Here is a 14,235-nt window from a genome sequence, read left to right as displayed (position 1 = left end):
GGTGGCGCAACGTATTGTCCGAGCCATGATCATCGTGAGCACCGACGGATCCTGTCTGCGAAACCCCGGTGGGGCTATCGGCTGGGCGTGGGTCAATCACGAGGGTCCGAGCATGTCCGGCGGAGAAGCGTCCGGCACCAACCAGATTGCAGAGTTGCGTGCTCTGTTCGAGGCCGTCGTCGCCCATCCCGGTGCTGATCCTCTACTCATCGAATCCGACTCGCAGTACGCCATCAAGTGCGCTTCCGAATGGTTGCCCAGTTGGAAGCGCAAGGGCTGGAAGACCGCGAGCGGCGGGGCGGTCAAGAACCTCGAACTGGTGCAGAGTATCGATCGAGCCATCACCGATCGAGTCGGTCCGGTGCGCTTTCGCTGGGTGCGCGGGCACGTCGGCAACCACTACAACGAAATGGCAGACAAGCTGGCCGGCGAAGCCGCACGCGCCATCGTCTCGGGGGACATCGCATCGGTCCCGCTTGCTGCCCCGGTGAAGAAGGAACCGACCGCCGTGAACTCTCCTTACAAGGAGAAGTCCACGACGGTCGAAGAACCGGCAGATCTGTTCACACTTTTCTGAGCGGTTCAGAATCCGTCGGCAACCTGAACCAGCGCCCGGCCGGTGTACTTGCCTTCGCGTACCTGATCGATCACCGAGACGACGTCGCGGACGGCAACGAGGTTCGTGATCTCCTTCAGATGACGTGGGGCCAAGTCGGAGCCCAGCCGGGTCCACAGCGCGCGACGGGGTTCGATCGGCATCAATACCGAGTCCATGCCCAGCAGTGAGACTCCGCGGAGAATGAACGGCAGCACGGTCGTAGGCAGCGCGGCGCCGCCGGTCAATCCGCTGGCAGCGACAACACCGCCGTAGTTGATCGTGCTCAGAACGTGAGCGAGGGTCATTCCACCGACGCAGTCGACGGCCGCCGCCCACTGAGATTTTCCGAGCGGGCGAGGCTTGGCGTCGGGATCCTCGGGGAGCCGGCCGATCACCGAAGACGCACCGAGTGACGTCAGAAGGTCTGCCGCGCCGGGCTTACCGCTGGAGGCGACCACGTCGAAGCCTGCGCTTGCCAGAAGGTCGACGCTGACGGTGCCGACTCCGCCGCTCGCGCCAGTCACCAGGACGGGACCGTCGGCGGGCTTCACTCCGCTGGCCAGAATGGCTTGGACACTCATGGCCGCGGTGAATCCTGCCGTGCCGATCGCGGCAGCGTCGGCGGTGGAAATGCCGTCGAGCTTCACGACCCACTCGGCAGGCAAACGGGCGATCTCGGCGTAGCCGCCGTTGCGGGCGGTCCCGATCTCGTAGCCATGTGCGACGACCTTGTCTCCCGGGGCGAATGCGTCGGACTCGGAGGCAATGACCTCGCCGGCGACGTCGATGCCGGGGACGATCGGGTACTCGCGAACCACCCCGCCTTTCGGCGTGACCGCGAGCGCGTCCTTGTAGTTGACGCTCGAATACTCGACGCGAATGGTGACCTCACCTGCCGGGAGGAAGGATTCGTCGACGGTTTCGGGGGCGAAGTCGATGGTGCCGTCGCTGTCGCGGGCGACCCAGGCGTTGAAAGTAGTCATGGGTCGAACATAAAGGCCTTCGGCCCTGTGCGCCTTTTTGGTAGTGCGAACTACCAGAAAGGCGCACAGGGGCGGAGCCCCTAGATCAAGCTGCCCTCATGCACCGCTCGATCGAACGCCGGTAGCGGGCCACCGGCGCGCAGGGTAGTTGCCAATGCAGGATCGGCGAGATGGAGACGGCCGATCGCGATCAGATCGAACTCTCCGCTGCCGATGCGCTCCTCGAGCTGTGGGATGTTGTCGACTACAGGTGCGACGCCTTCGATGCGGCTGTCCCGCAGCGACTTTCCGATATCGACGCTGCCGACGGCCATCGTGACGGCGCCGGTCAGCTTCTTCGCCCAACCCGCCAACGAGAGATCGCTGCCTTCGAAGGCCGGCACGTCGAAACGCCTGATGCTGGCGTCGAGAACGTCGACTCCGGCGTCGACCAGCGCGCCCAGGATGACGCCCAACTCTTCGGGGGTTTCGGCGATCTTCGCGGTGAAATCTTGCTGCTTGTGCTGTGAGAAACGGTAGATGATCGGCAGATCCGGTCCGATGGCCGCGCGGATCGCGGCGACGACGGCGGCCGGGAACCTGGTACGACGCTCCAGGTCGCCTCCCCACGCGTCGTCGCGCTGGTTGGTGCCCTCCCAGAAGAAGGAATCGAGGAGGTAGCCGTGACCGCCGTGGATCGCGATGCCGTCGAAGCCGAGTTCGACGGCGTGCTTCGCGCTACGGACGTACGCGTCGATGACGTCCTGGATGTCCTGCTCGGTCATCGCTTCGGTGCTCGCCTGTGCGCGTTCGACGTAGGCAGCGGAGTACGAGGTGACGCCGAGCGGGCCCCATTCGCCTGAGGGGCGCATCGGCTTGAGTGAGGGGTCCATCTGCGTCATCGCGCCCCACAGAGGTCCGACGTGCCAGAGTTGAGGCACGATCTTGCCGCCCGCAGCGTGCACGTCGTCGACTACCTTCCGCCATCCGGCCTGAGCAGCGGGAGTGTGGAGGTTGGGGACGTTGGCGTGGTCGACAGCAGTCTCGTGATCGATCGCGACGCCTTCGGTGACGATCAGTCCGGTGCCGCCCTCAGCTCGTCGGCGGTAGTAGTCGGCAACGTCGCGGCCGGGCACACCTTCGATGGAGTACGTGCGCGTCATCGGCGACATGACTATGCGGTTGGACAGTTCGAGCGAACGGATGCGGAGCGGTTGGAACAGCGGGTTGGTCACTTCGTCACAGCGCTTTCATGAATCGGAAGAATCCGGGGTCCTGGTCGACACGGAGCCGGGTGAGGGTTCGGTAGCTGATCAGCCACTTGCCGTCTTCTTTGCGGTATTTCTCGTGGTAGTGGCCGTAGCCGTGTAGGTGCAGTTCTTTCTCGCCGTCGTTCCACCACAGCATGTCCTCCATCGCCCAGATGCCGGTTGCGGTGGTGGGCGAGGTCAGCACGATTTCGGGAGTGTGTGCGTGGTGCGCCGTGGTGAGGGGGATGTCGCCGTCGAGCATGTTCCGAATTGCCGCGGTGAGTTTGTCGATGCCCACTACCTGGTTCGAGGTGTCGCCGGTCTTGGGTTGCTTGTCTGTCGGGAGTCCGCCCCACGTCTCGCTGACGACGTCTGCGGTGTGCAGGGTTGGGTAGACGTGCCACTGCTTGGTGTCCATGCAGCGTAGGCGCGCGGCGAACACACGCTTGATTTCCTCGATTGCGAGCAGTTCCTCGACGGCACTGATCGACCCCACTTCGGACTCGGCCTGAGACATTCAACCTCCAACGGTGATCGGCAAGATGGGTTCACATTCGGGTGCTCCGGGCGGGCCGTCAACGACCTGTCCCGGTGAGCGCGACGGCACTCGGTATGGTCGAGCGAACGAAAGGGGTGTCAGACGTGTGTACCGAAGAGGTCCCATCGACCGGACCGGAGGAGATCGCCGAGGTTCGGGCTTTTTGGCGCGAGTTGGGTGTTCCTGGCGTGATCGACGTCCATACCCATTTCATGCCGAAGAGCGTCATGGACAAGGTGTGGGGCTACTTCGATTCGGCGGGACCGATGATCGGTCGACCTTGGCCGATCGCGTACCGACTTGCCGAGGAGGAGCGGGTACACCGTCTCCGCGAGTTCGGTGTCCGGGCTTTCACGTCGATGATCTACCCGCACAAGCACGCGATGGCCGAGTGGCTCAATCAGTGGGCCGTCGAATTTGCCGCGCAAACGCCCGATTGCCTGCACACGGCCACGTTCTATCCCGAGGAGTCGGCGGCGTCGTACGTCGGCAAGGCCCTGGATTCGGGCGCGCGAATCTTCAAGTCCCACATCCAGGTCGGAAACTACGATCCGAACGACCCTCTGCTCGACAAGGTCTGGGGGCAACTCGAGGACTCCGAGACGCCCATCGTGATCCACTGTGGTTCGGGACCGGCGCCGGGGGAGTACACGGGACCTGATCGCATTGCTTCGCTGCTCGCACGGTACCCGCGCCTGTCGTTGATCGTCGCCCACATGGGGATGCCCGAGTACAGCGAATTCCTCGATCTGGCAGAGGCTTACGGCAACGTCCGCCTGGATACGACCATGGCGTTCACCGACTTCACGGAAGAGCAGTGTGCCTTCCCGAAGGTAGACGTATCACGGCTCGTCGACATGCAGGACCGGATTCTGTTCGGTAGCGACTTCCCGAACATTCCGTACCCGTATCTCACAGCCTTGCAAGCGGTTACGCGCTTCGATCTCGGAGACGAATGGCTGCGAGCCGTCGTGCACGACAACGCCGCCAAGCTCTTCTCGGTGTGCTGAGCTCACCGAGAAGAACTTCGACTCAGCGCAGTTTGATGCTGCCGCCGTCGGCCATCAACGTCTGACCCGTCATGTACTTGGAATCGTCGCTCGCCAGGAACACCACGACGGGAGCGATGTCGGTTTCGGGATCACCGATGCGTCCGAGAGGCACCTTGGCAACCGATGCGGCTGCGCGCTCAGGGAAGGCTTCCTGCCACTTGACGACGCCTTCGGTGGCGGCGAACGGGCAGACCACGTTGACCCGAATGCCTTCCGGCGCCCACTCGTTGGCGACGACGCGCGTCAGGCCTCGCACAGCTTCCTTGGCCGCAGCGTAGGACGTCTGGGTCGGCATTCCGTCCAAACCTGAACCCGACGCGAAGTTGACGACCGAACCCTTGGTCTTCGCGAGTTCGTCGTGGCACGCCTGCATGAGGTGGACAACGGGGTAGAAACCGGTGTTGAAGGACAGGTCGAACATGTCCTGCGTGGTTTCGAGCAACGGAGCCTGACGGGACGCGTGAGCGTTGTTCACCAGGATGTCGAGCTTGCCGAAAGCCTCGAGCGCGGCGTCACGGATCTGCTCGGCCGAACCGGCGGCAGCAAGGTCGACGTTCAGGAACTTGCCGGAGCCGGCCAGTTCTTGTTCGAGGGCCTGGCCCTGCTCGTCGTTGATGTCGACGAACAGGACCTTCGCGCCTTCACGGGCGAAGACTCGGGTGACAGCGCGACCGATTCCACCGGCGCCGCCGGTGACGATCGCTACCTTGCCGTTCAACCTCATGAAACGCTCCTCTTCGTAAGTGCTGCTCAAACTGTTGCGGTCTCGTCGACTGCAAGTGCGATCTTTTCGAGGCCGGCGATGCTGTAGGCGGCGTAGGTCTCGTACGGCCCACGGCCGGAGAAGTAAGACGAGAGCTGGCCACCGAGTTCTTCGACGGTGAACGCGGATCCGGCTGCGTCGAAACGGTTCTCGACCTTGGGTGCTTCCATCAACGCCACCATCTTGCCGTAGACGACGAAGACCTGTCCGTTGATCTCGTCGGAATCGGGGGATGCGAGGTAGCTGACCAGGGTCGCGACGCGCTCGGGTGCAAGCGGATCGAGGCCGACGACGCCGGTGTTGTTCTCGCCGAAGGCTTCTGCCGTCATGGCGGTGCGGGCACGGGGGCAGATCGCGTTCGCACGGACGCCGTAGCGGGAGAGACCTGCTGCGCTCGAGAGCGTCAGAGCGGTGATGCCGGCCTTGGCTGCCGAGTAGTTGGGCTGTCCGGCGCTGCCGAAGAGGAAGGCCTCGGAAGAGGTGTTGATGATGCGGCCGTAGACCGGTGCGTCGGCTGCCTTGCTGGCTGCGCGCCAGTGGACTGCGGCTGCGTGCGAGGTGGCGGCGTGGCCCTTGAGGTGCACGCGGATGACGTCGTCCCAATCGGATTCGGTCAGGTTGAAGATCATCTTGTCGCGCAGGATGCCTGCATTGTTGACGAGGATGTCGAAGGATCCGAAGTTCTTGACAGCCTCTTCGATGATGCGCCCGCCGAGCGACCAGTCGGAGACGTCGCCGGTGATGGCGAGTGCCTGTCCACCTGCGGCCTTGATCTCGTCGACCACGTCGTTGGCCGCTGCACCCATGTCGTTGACGATGACGGCTGCACCGGCAGCCGCGAGTCCGAGTGCTTCGGCGCGACCCAGGCCGGCGCCGGCGCCGGTGACGGCGGCAACTTTGCCTTCCAAGCTCAGTGATTGCGTCATGTCGTGCTCCTTCGATCCGGGCGGTCGGGTACGTCTTGCAAAATTAGTATTCATTCTAATTTGAAGTCGAGAGTTCGGTAGTCGTTCCGAAAAAATCATTCGAGCGAAATCAGAATTAGTTCTAGTTTTGAACAGAAGATTGGCCGACTGAGGAGGAGTCTCACTCAGTGGGAGCGGTGATCTGGGTCACGAGCGCTGCATGCCACCTTGGGGCGACGCGGCGATCCCACCGCGTACGCGTTTGCGTCACCACCGATCCGCTCAGTTCTCGGCCGCATTCGTCGGCTCCAGGGTCGGATAGTTCCCACCGAAAACGCAGTACGGTCGGCCCCGAATTCACCGGGCCGGACATCAAGGAAGGCACCAGCAGTGTCACTGAATTTGGCAGATCTGTACGAGGGCATCTCGGATCTGATTCCGGACCGCACGGCGCTCGTGTGCGATGGTCGTCGTCGCACCTACGTCGAGCTGGACGAGGGCTCGAATCGCATCGCCCGCCACCTGGCGAGCGTCGGTGTCGGGCCCGGCGATCACGTTGCTCTGCACATGCGCAACAGCATCGAGTTCGTCGAGAGTTTGCTCGGCTGCCTCAAGATTCGTGCGGTCCCGATCAACGTCAACTATCGCTACGTCGACGCCGAACTGACCTATCTGTACAACGATTCGCAGTCGGTGGCACTGATCGTGGACGAGGAGTTCGTTTCCGTCGTGGAGACGGTTCTCCCGGCCGCGCCCGGCATCAAACACGTCGTTGTCGTCGGCAAGTCCGTGGTCCGCGATATCGAAGGTGTCGACGTCGTTGGATACGCCGACGCTGCCGCGGAGCAGCCCGCTACTCGTGACTTCGCGCCCCGCAGCAACGACGACCTCTTTGTCATCTACACCGGCGGCACGACCGGGATGCCCAAGGGTGTCATGTGGCGTCATGAAGACTTCTACTTCGCGGCGCTCACCGGCGGAAATCCGTTCGGTCCGCCGCACACGACCGCTGAGGCTCTGTTCGCCGCGGTGCCGAACGTCCCCGCGATGAACATGCTCAGTACCGCACCCCTGATGCACGGTGCGGCGTCGTACTCGCTGTTCACCGGATTCTTCATGGGCGCCAACGCAATTCTCATGGCGCGGTTCGACGCGAAGACGACGCTGCAGCTCGCCGGAAGTGAGAAGGCCGTCTCCATCACCGTCGTCGGAGACGCGATGGCACGTCCGCTCGCAGACGAATTGGCAGCAAACGCAGCAGATTACGACCTCAGCACGGTCGGAATGGTCTCGTCGGGTGGAGCCTTGTTCTCGCTCTCACTGCGGGAGCAGCTCAAGTCGATGCTTCCGAACCTGGTGATCCGCGACGGATTCGGCTCCTCGGAGTCGGGCGTCGACGGCAATCTGGAGATCGGCGAAGACGGCCTGATGCGCATCGCCGCTCGCGACGAGACCCGCGTCGTGGACGAAAGGATGCGGCCGCTGGAGCCGGGATCGCCCGAGACCGGCTACATCGCTCGCAGCGGTCACGTGCCGGTCGGCTACTTCAATGATCCGGTCAAGACCGCGGCTACGTTCCCGGTGATCGACGGGGTGCGGATGTCGGTGCTCGGCGACGTCGGGCGCGTGGAAGCCGACGGCTCGATCGTCCTGCTGGGGCGTGGTTCTCAGTGCATCAACACCGGCGGGGAGAAGGTGTATCCGGAAGAGGTCGAGCAGGCGCTCAAGAGTCACCCGGCGGTGCTCGACGCTTTGGTCGCGGGAATTCCGGATGCGAAGTTCGGTGAGCGCGTCGCTGCGGTCATCACGACCCGCGAAGGCTTCGACGTCCCGGACGCTGCCGAGATCGGTGAGCATTGCGCGTCGCAGGTCGCTCGGTACAAAGTGCCGCGCACCGTCATGAACGTTCCGTCGATCAGGCGTTCTCCCAGCGGAAAGGCCGACTATCGCTGGGCCAAGGCCACTCTCGCCGAGCAAGTCTCCTAGTCCGGCCGGAGCCGTCCAGCGCGTTTGTGAGGGACGCGTTGGGTGGCTCCGGTGCTCTAGCCTGTCACCGTTAGAACCAGCAGAGCGACGTTGAGTGCAACGATCAAGCCCGCCGCAATCCACGCCGCGACGGTCGTGAGCGGGGCATTGCGCGCGTCGCCCATGAGTTCGGGGTCCGAGGTCATTCGCACCAGCGGGATGATCGCGAAGGGGATGCACAGGCTCAAGACCACTTGGCTGAGCACGAGCGCCAGCGTCGGGTCGACGCCGAGTCCGAGCACGATCAGCGCCGGGACGAGCGTGACGATCCGGCGTGTGATCACCGGAATCCGAATGGCCAGAAGACCATGCATGATCTCGGCGCCGGCCGCGCATCCCACGGAGGTCGACGCGAGTCCGGAGGCGAGGAGGCCGATCGCGAACACCACGGCTACGCCCGGGCCGAGCGAATTCTCGATCGCGGCATGCGCGCCGTCGATGGTGTCGGTGCCGGGTACTCCGCGCAGCGCCGAAGCGGCCAGCAGCAGCATGCCGATGTTCACGCCACCGGCGATGATCAACGCGACAACGACATCCCAACGGGTGACTTTGAGTAATCGCTGCAACCGTGGGCCGGGTTTGATGTGGCCGTGGCGATCACGTGCCAATGCGGAGTGAAGGTAGATCGCGTGCGGCATGACCGTGGCTCCGAGCATGCTGGCGGCGAGCAGTACGGTCTCGGTTCCTTCGAAGCGGGGGACCAGTCCGGCGACGGCCTCGCTGCCGGAGACGTCGGTGAAGGCGAGCCCGGTCAGGAAGCCGATGGTGATGATGGCCAGCAATCCCATGACCACGAACTCGAAAGTGCGCTGTCCGCGCCGACTTTGGATCGTCAGGATGACCATCGACACGCATCCGGTGATCAGTCCGCCGAGGAAGAGCGGGATGTTGAAGAGCAGGTTGAGTGCGATGGCGCCGCCGATGACTTCGGCGACGTCGGTCGCGATCGCCATCATCTCGGCCTGGAGCCAGAAGGCGCGGCGGTTGTTCTTACGCAGGCGCTGACCCAGCATTTCGGGCAGGGATCTGCCGGAGACGAGACCGAGTTTCGCGGACAGATACTGCACGAGGACGGCCATCGCGTTGGCGAGTACGAGTACCCAGATGAGGAGGTAGCCGTACTTGGCGCCGGCGGTGAGGTTGGCGGCGACGTTGCCCGGATCGACGTACGCGATTGCCGCGACGAACGCCGGACCGAGCAGGGCGATGGATCTCCCCGTGGGTCGTCGGCGCGGAGTCGTCGGCTCTTGCGTACTGGTGCTCATCGGTCTCCTGGTCACACGTACTCGGACCTGTTGGTTCGAATAAGTGAACTATAGAGTTCGGGGAGCCGAACTTTCAACAGCTGTGCGCGGTTAGCGACCGCAGAGGGTCCCTAACCGCGCACAGGCCGGTTAGGCCGTCACGCCGGCAGCCAGGAGAGCGCGAGCCTCGGGTCGGCCGTCGAGGAGGGCGTTGGTACGCAGTTCGACCTTCCACTCGCCGTCCGTCTTGATCAGTTCCCAGCGGTTCGCGGTGATGCGGAGGACCTTGAATCCCGTCGGGTTCTCGGGGTCTTTGATGACCAACTGCGAATGGCAGGTCGCGACGGCCTTGTTGCCGTCGATGCGGATGTGCGCGGGTGTCATCATGTGGGCCGCGCCGTTCATGATCCAGTTCTGGTGCGAGGCGCTGTGAACCATCGCGCGCAGTTCGCCGCGGCCGTGCATCGCACCGGTATCGACGTCGTAGACGCCGTCCTCGAGCCACAGGTTCGCGACCTCGTCGGCTGATCCGCTGTCGACGGCAGGGCTGTATGTGGTCAGCAGTTCGGTGATCGCGAGCTTGTCCTCGAGCAATTCCACTCGGGCGAGCAGGGATTCGATCAGGGCGGTCGAGTCGGTCATCGGTACGTCCTTTGCCTTGAATTGTCGGGGAATCAGGAAGTGGTGAAAGAAAAGCCCTCGGCGAGGGCGATTCGGTGAAGTTCTTCGAGTTGTTCGCAGTAGTGCTCGACGCTTCGAGCGCCGACCGAGCAGCTGGCGATGGTCGCCCCGGCGTCACGGACGCGAGTCAAGGCGCGAAGGGTGGATTCGCGATTGCCGAGAGGATCGAGCGGCGCACCGGCGGGAAGCACCACGTCGAATCCGTCGGGGAGCGTCGTGGCATCGAGCATTTCCTTCAGTTCGGAGAATCGCAGCCCGAACGGCACCCACCCGTCGCCGTGTGTGGTGGCCCGGCGCAGCGATCTCTTGGTCCGGCCGCCGATCCACAGCGGCACCCGTTTCTGGACGGCGTGGGGTTCGACGACAAATCCGGAGTAGTCGTAGAACTCGCCGTGATACTCCGGAGTCGGCGTCGACAGTGATGCCCGAAGTGCGGCCAAGGCATCGTCAGCGCGCGCTCCTCGGTCGGCAAATGGAGCATTTATGAGATCGAATTCTTGTTTCAGAGTCCCCACCCCGAGGCCGAGTATCAGGCGTCCATTGCTGACGCGATCAAGCGTTCCGTAACGCTTGGCGATCTCGAGGGGGTGGTGGTAGCCCAACACCAGCACCTGGGTCGCCAGCAGGATTCTTGATGTACGCGCGGCGAGAAAACCAAGGGTGGCGAGCGGATCCCAGTAGGTTCCGCCGCGCTCGGCGGCAATCTCCTCGGGGACCGCCACGTGTTCACTGCAGGTCAGATGATGGAAACCGAGTCGATCCGCCGTGGTGGCCACTGTGGCGATCTCGCCGATGTCAGCACTTGCCTCCCACTCCGAGCGCGTGCTCGGGTGCTGAATCAGGACCGGTGTGACGATTCCCAGGTGCATCGGGCGTTTATAGCGTCCCCACTCGCCCGGTGGCAGGTGAATTACCGCTGATCGGGATCGAAAAGATCGATTCACTTTCCAGAAACTGTGACCTGGGTTATAGTCGGTAGAATCAATTCCAGTTTTCGGGAGGCGTCCATGACCATTGTTGACATGAACGACACACTGTCCACCGTCCAGACTGCCGGTGGGCAACCCAAGAAGGATCTGCCGCCGTCGATGGTCGAGCGGATGACACTGATTCTCGACGCCTTCGACGGCCGCGCCGCGCGGCTGACGCTGGAAGAGGTCGCGTGCCGTACTCAGTTGCCGCGCTCCACGGTCCACCGCATTCTCGATCAGCTGGTCAAGCTGGACTGGGTCGATCACGCATCGTTCGGCTACTGCCTCGGGCGTCGCGCGCTCGGCCTCGGTGGTGGCGACGGCGGCCACAGCCAGATCCGCGAAGCCGCTGCACCGCTTCTGCACGAACTGCACCTGCAGACCGGCATGGTCGTTCACCTGTCGGTGCTCGACGGACGCGAGAGCGTCTATCTCGACAAGGTCGGCGGACGATTCGCCGCGGCGCTCCCGTCCCGCGTCGGCGGCAGAGTGCTCGCTCATTCGACGGCTGGTGGCAAGGCGATGCTGGCGTGGATCGACCCTGAGCGCGTCGACGCTCTGTTCGGGTCTTCTCTTCCCCGCTGTACCGAGAACACGATCACCGACGTCGCTGTGCTCCACCAGGAACTGAACCGCATCCGTCAGCGTCGGGGACTGGCCTTCGAACGAGGGGAGTCAGCGCGTGGAGTCGCTTGTGTGGCTTCGGCAATTCGCGGACACGAGGGTCCCGTCGGCAGCATCGCGTTGTGTGGTGACATGCGGACCGCTCAGCTCGAGCGAGTTGCTCCGCTGGTCGTCGACGCGGCTCGCGAGGTCTCACGGACGCTGTACCCCGAACTGGGTGCTCCTCGCCGCGGCCGCAAAACGCCTCCCGTTCCGACCAATACGTTCTCGGCGGAGACGATGGATCGCCTGCTGGCAGCGTCGTCCGACCACTGGATCTGACGTATTTTGATCGACTTGTCTCGCTGATCGGGACGAGTCATAGCAGCTCAGCGGTACTGATGGCACCGTTCGGACCATGACGACTGAACTGAGCTACGAGGGAACTCTGAAGGAACTGCAGACCGATCTCGGTGTGCTCCGGTACCACGAAGCCGGCGACGGCCCGCCGCTCCTGCTGCTGCACGGATCGGGCCCCGGCGTCACCGGTTGGCGTAACTACCGCGGCGTTCTCGCGGACTTCGCGGAGCACTTCCACTGCTACGTTCTCGAGTTTCCCGGATTCGGCGTCAGCGATCCCGGCCCCGACCATCCGATGATGATGGCGCAGGCGTCGGTCGGGATGTTCCTCGACGGCCTCGGCCTCGGCCCGGTCCACATGATCGGTAACTCCATGGGCGGCATCGTCGCCACCAAGGTCGCGATCGACGAGCCGCACCGGGTGAGCAAGCTCGTCACCATCGGCGGCATGGGAAAGAACACCTTCTCGCCGGGGCCCGGTGAAGGCATCAAACTCCTCATGGAGTTCACCGACAACCCCACCCGCGAAGCCCTGGTCCGCTGGTTGCATTCGATGGTCTTCGACCGTGCCGTCGTCACCGAGCAGCTCATCGAAGAGCGTTGGGCCCTGGCCACCGAGCCGACGACGCTCGAGATCGCCCGTCGTATGTACAGCAGCAAGGCCATGGCCGCCATGGGCGCGGCTGCCGCTGCGTCGACCGCCGTGCCGTACTGGGCGCAGCTGAACAAGATCAAGGCGCCGACGCTGTTGACCTGGGGACGCGACGACCGCGTCAGCCCCGTGGACATGGCGATTCTGCCGATGCGCGACATCCCCAACGGCGAAGTTCACATCTTCCCCAACTGCGGACACTGGACGATGATCGAAGCTCGCGACGCCTGGGTCGCGTCCGTTCTGGCATTTCTGACGCGTCCAGAAGGCAAGTAAGGCCCGTGCGCCTTTTTGGTAGCCCCCACTACCAAAAAGGCGCACAGGGGTGCTCCCACTCACCGGGAAGCGTTTCTGCACTTCGGTGGGCTACCTGCCACCGTTTCACCAACAGATTTTCATTCTGCCCAGGCACTCGCCGGGTAGCGAAACCAGAAAGCCGGAAAAATCATGGGTCAGGTTCTGGACAACATCTCACAGTTCGCCGACGAGATCCGCGCCGACGGAGTCGAGGGCGACAAGCTGATGCGCTTGACGGACGGCAGCGCGAAGCGTTTGCGCGACTCCGGCGTCATCCGGATGTTCCAGCCGAAGGAGTTCGGAGGCCTCGAGGCGCATCCGCGTGAATTCGCCGAGACGGCAATGGCTATCGGCGCGATGGACGGTGCCACGGGCTGGGTCAGCGGCATCGTCGGTGTGCATCCGTGGGAGCTTGCGTTCTTCGACCGCAAGGCTCAGGAAGAGGTGTGGGGAACCGATCCCGATACGTGGATGGCGTCGCCGTATGCGCCGATGGGCGTGGCGAGGCCGGTCGAGGGTGGGTACATCCTCAACGGTCGCTGGTCGTTCTCCTCCGGTACCGATCATTGTGACTGGATCATGATCGGCGCGATGGTCGGTGACGAGTCCGGTAAGCCGTTGATGCCGCCGAAGCACCTGCACGTACTGCTGCCGCGCTCCGATTACGACATCGACCAGGACAGCTGGAATGTCGTGGGCCTGCGCGGAACCGGGTCGAAGGACCTGATCGTCAAGGACGCATTCCTGCCGACGTACCGCACGATCGACGCCGGAAAGGTGTACGACGGGACGGCGTGGAAGGAAGCGGGTCGTACGGAGACGTTGTACAAGTTCCCGTTCTCGTGCATTTTCCCGTTGGGGATCACCTCGTCGTTGATCGGTATCGCCGAGGGTGCGTTGGCGTGCAACATGGCGGCGCAGCGTGAGCGGGTGACGGTCAGTGGTGTTCCGATCAAGGAAGATCCGTACGTGCTGTTCGCGATCGGTGAGGCGGCGGCCGAGATCGCTGCTTCTCGGGCTGCGATCTTGGAGACGGTGGATCGTTTCTGGGACATGACCGAGAAGGGGCAGGAAGTTTCGTTCGAGCTTCGTGCGATCGGTCGCCGTACGCAGACTGCTGCTGCGTGGCGGGCGGTGCGTGCGGTGGACGAGATCTTTGCTCGTTCCGGTGGTGGGGCTTTGCAGTTGAACACGCCGATGCAGCGGTTCTGGCGTGATGCTCATGCCGGTCTCGCGCACGCGATCCACGTACCTGGCTCCATTTTCCATGCGTCGACGCTCTCGCAGCTCGGCGGCGAACCGCAGGGTATCCACCGCTCGATGATCTAGTCCCA

At 63.6% G+C, this 14,235-nt stretch carries 14 protein-coding genes; 6 read left to right on the top strand and 8 right to left on the bottom strand.

The window, feature by feature from the left end; all coding sequences use genetic code 11:
- Nucleotides 1–25 precede the first annotated feature (25 nt).
- Nucleotides 26–577 (top strand): ribonuclease H, encoded by a 552-nt coding sequence (locus RHP72_RS24885; protein ID WP_054188389.1) that lies wholly within the window; start codon nucleotides 26–28, stop codon nucleotides 575–577.
- Between the two features lie 5 nt (nucleotides 578–582).
- Here the strand turns inward: RHP72_RS24885 and RHP72_RS24880 are convergent, their stop codons facing one another.
- The 3 genes from RHP72_RS24880 to RHP72_RS24870 all read right to left on the bottom strand — a co-directional run bounded on the left by RHP72_RS24880 (nucleotide 583) and on the right by RHP72_RS24870 (nucleotide 3,327).
- Nucleotides 583–1,581, bottom strand: coding sequence for an MDR family oxidoreductase (locus RHP72_RS24880; protein ID WP_311093957.1), 999 nt, complete (start codon nucleotides 1,579–1,581; stop codon nucleotides 583–585).
- An 80-nt stretch (nucleotides 1,582–1,661) separates the two neighbouring features.
- A complete protein-coding gene (locus tag RHP72_RS24875) occupies nucleotides 1,662–2,795 on the bottom strand; it encodes a 12-oxophytodienoate reductase (protein WP_311093956.1) in 1,134 nt (377 codons plus the stop codon).
- A 4-nt stretch (nucleotides 2,796–2,799) separates the two neighbouring features.
- Complete coding sequence (locus RHP72_RS24870) at nucleotides 2,800–3,327, bottom strand: nuclear transport factor 2 family protein (RefSeq protein ID WP_003939692.1); 528 nt, start codon at nucleotides 3,325–3,327, stop codon at nucleotides 2,800–2,802.
- Between the two features lie 125 nt (nucleotides 3,328–3,452).
- Between RHP72_RS24870 and RHP72_RS24865 the strand changes: the two genes are divergently transcribed.
- Nucleotides 3,453–4,358 (top strand): amidohydrolase family protein, encoded by a 906-nt coding sequence (locus RHP72_RS24865; protein ID WP_311093955.1) that lies wholly within the window; start codon nucleotides 3,453–3,455, stop codon nucleotides 4,356–4,358.
- A 22-nt stretch (nucleotides 4,359–4,380) separates the two neighbouring features.
- On the opposite strand, the gene RHP72_RS24860 is transcribed toward RHP72_RS24865, so the two are convergent.
- Both RHP72_RS24860 and RHP72_RS24855 read right to left on the bottom strand, forming a co-directional pair.
- Nucleotides 4,381–5,124: an SDR family NAD(P)-dependent oxidoreductase gene (locus RHP72_RS24860; RefSeq protein ID WP_054831239.1), complete on the bottom strand. Its 744-nt coding sequence runs from the start codon at nucleotides 5,122–5,124 to the stop codon at nucleotides 4,381–4,383.
- 26 nt (nucleotides 5,125–5,150) lie between these two features.
- Nucleotides 5,151–6,089 (bottom strand): 3-oxoacyl-ACP reductase, encoded by a 939-nt coding sequence (locus RHP72_RS24855; RefSeq protein ID WP_064443707.1) that lies wholly within the window; start codon nucleotides 6,087–6,089, stop codon nucleotides 5,151–5,153.
- 369 nt (nucleotides 6,090–6,458) lie between these two features.
- On the opposite strand from RHP72_RS24855, the gene RHP72_RS24850 reads away from it, so the two are divergent.
- Nucleotides 6,459–8,054 (top strand): acyl-CoA synthetase, encoded by a 1,596-nt coding sequence (locus tag RHP72_RS24850; protein ID WP_065351432.1) that lies wholly within the window; start codon nucleotides 6,459–6,461, stop codon nucleotides 8,052–8,054.
- A gap of 56 nt (nucleotides 8,055–8,110) precedes the next feature.
- Here RHP72_RS24850 and RHP72_RS24845 read toward each other — a convergent pair whose 3' ends face one another.
- The 3 genes from RHP72_RS24845 to RHP72_RS24835 form a co-directional block, all read right to left on the bottom strand.
- On the bottom strand, nucleotides 8,111–9,358 hold the full coding sequence (locus tag RHP72_RS24845; protein WP_007729446.1) for an Nramp family divalent metal transporter: 1,248 nt from the start codon (nucleotides 9,356–9,358) through the stop codon (nucleotides 8,111–8,113).
- 129 nt (nucleotides 9,359–9,487) lie between these two features.
- A complete protein-coding gene (locus RHP72_RS24840) occupies nucleotides 9,488–9,979 on the bottom strand; it encodes a nuclear transport factor 2 family protein (protein WP_003939809.1) in 492 nt (163 codons plus the stop codon).
- 32 nt (nucleotides 9,980–10,011) lie between these two features.
- Nucleotides 10,012–10,887, bottom strand: coding sequence for a TIGR03619 family F420-dependent LLM class oxidoreductase (locus tag RHP72_RS24835; protein WP_311093954.1), 876 nt, complete (start codon nucleotides 10,885–10,887; stop codon nucleotides 10,012–10,014).
- A gap of 138 nt (nucleotides 10,888–11,025) precedes the next feature.
- Between RHP72_RS24835 and RHP72_RS24830 the strand changes: the two genes are divergently transcribed.
- From RHP72_RS24830 to RHP72_RS24820, 3 genes are all read left to right on the top strand, one after another.
- On the top strand, nucleotides 11,026–11,934 hold the full coding sequence (locus tag RHP72_RS24830) for an IclR family transcriptional regulator (RefSeq protein WP_003940451.1): 909 nt from the start codon (nucleotides 11,026–11,028) through the stop codon (nucleotides 11,932–11,934).
- A gap of 76 nt (nucleotides 11,935–12,010) precedes the next feature.
- Nucleotides 12,011–12,880 (top strand): alpha/beta fold hydrolase, encoded by an 870-nt coding sequence (locus RHP72_RS24825; protein WP_019745379.1) that lies wholly within the window; start codon nucleotides 12,011–12,013, stop codon nucleotides 12,878–12,880.
- A gap of 171 nt (nucleotides 12,881–13,051) precedes the next feature.
- Nucleotides 13,052–14,230 carry an acyl-CoA dehydrogenase family protein gene (locus tag RHP72_RS24820; protein ID WP_003940250.1) on the top strand — a complete coding sequence of 393 codons (1,179 nt, stop codon included), beginning with the start codon at nucleotides 13,052–13,054 and terminating at the stop codon, nucleotides 14,228–14,230.
- Nucleotides 14,231–14,235: the final 5 nt, after the last annotated feature.

It is taken from the genome of Rhodococcus sp. SG20037, from assembly GCF_031763325.1.
Taxonomy (GTDB): Bacteria; Actinomycetota; Actinomycetes; order Mycobacteriales; family Mycobacteriaceae; genus Rhodococcus_F; species Rhodococcus_F qingshengii.
The sequence above is the reverse complement of the archived record's forward strand: the minus strand, read 5'-3'. Positions and strand labels throughout refer to the sequence as shown.

What these genes read in the sequence shown, in the direction of transcription:
- RHP72_RS24885 (WP_054188389.1), top strand. Translation starts at nt 26, where the DNA reads ATGATCATCGTGAGCACCGACGGATCCTGTCTGCGAAACCCCGGTGGG.
- RHP72_RS24880 (WP_311093957.1), bottom strand. Translation starts at nt 1,581, where the DNA reads ATGACTACTTTCAACGCCTGGGTCGCCCGCGACAGCGACGGCACCATC.
- RHP72_RS24870 (WP_003939692.1), bottom strand. Translation starts at nt 3,327, where the DNA reads ATGTCTCAGGCCGAGTCCGAAGTGGGGTCGATCAGTGCCGTCGAGGAA.
- RHP72_RS24860 (WP_054831239.1), bottom strand. Translation starts at nt 5,124, where the DNA reads ATGAGGTTGAACGGCAAGGTAGCGATCGTCACCGGCGGCGCCGGTGGA.
- RHP72_RS24855 (WP_064443707.1), bottom strand. Translation starts at nt 6,089, where the DNA reads ATGACGCAATCACTGAGCTTGGAAGGCAAAGTTGCCGCCGTCACCGGC.
- RHP72_RS24845 (WP_007729446.1), bottom strand. Translation starts at nt 9,358, where the DNA reads ATGAGCACCAGTACGCAAGAGCCGACGACTCCGCGCCGACGACCCACG.
- RHP72_RS24840 (WP_003939809.1), bottom strand. Translation starts at nt 9,979, where the DNA reads ATGACCGACTCGACCGCCCTGATCGAATCCCTGCTCGCCCGAGTGGAA.
- RHP72_RS24835 (WP_311093954.1), bottom strand. Translation starts at nt 10,887, where the DNA reads ATGCACCTGGGAATCGTCACACCGGTCCTGATTCAGCACCCGAGCACG.
- RHP72_RS24830 (WP_003940451.1), top strand. Translation starts at nt 11,026, where the DNA reads ATGACCATTGTTGACATGAACGACACACTGTCCACCGTCCAGACTGCC.
- RHP72_RS24825 (WP_019745379.1), top strand. Translation starts at nt 12,011, where the DNA reads ATGACGACTGAACTGAGCTACGAGGGAACTCTGAAGGAACTGCAGACC.
- RHP72_RS24820 (WP_003940250.1), top strand. Translation starts at nt 13,052, where the DNA reads ATGGGTCAGGTTCTGGACAACATCTCACAGTTCGCCGACGAGATCCGC.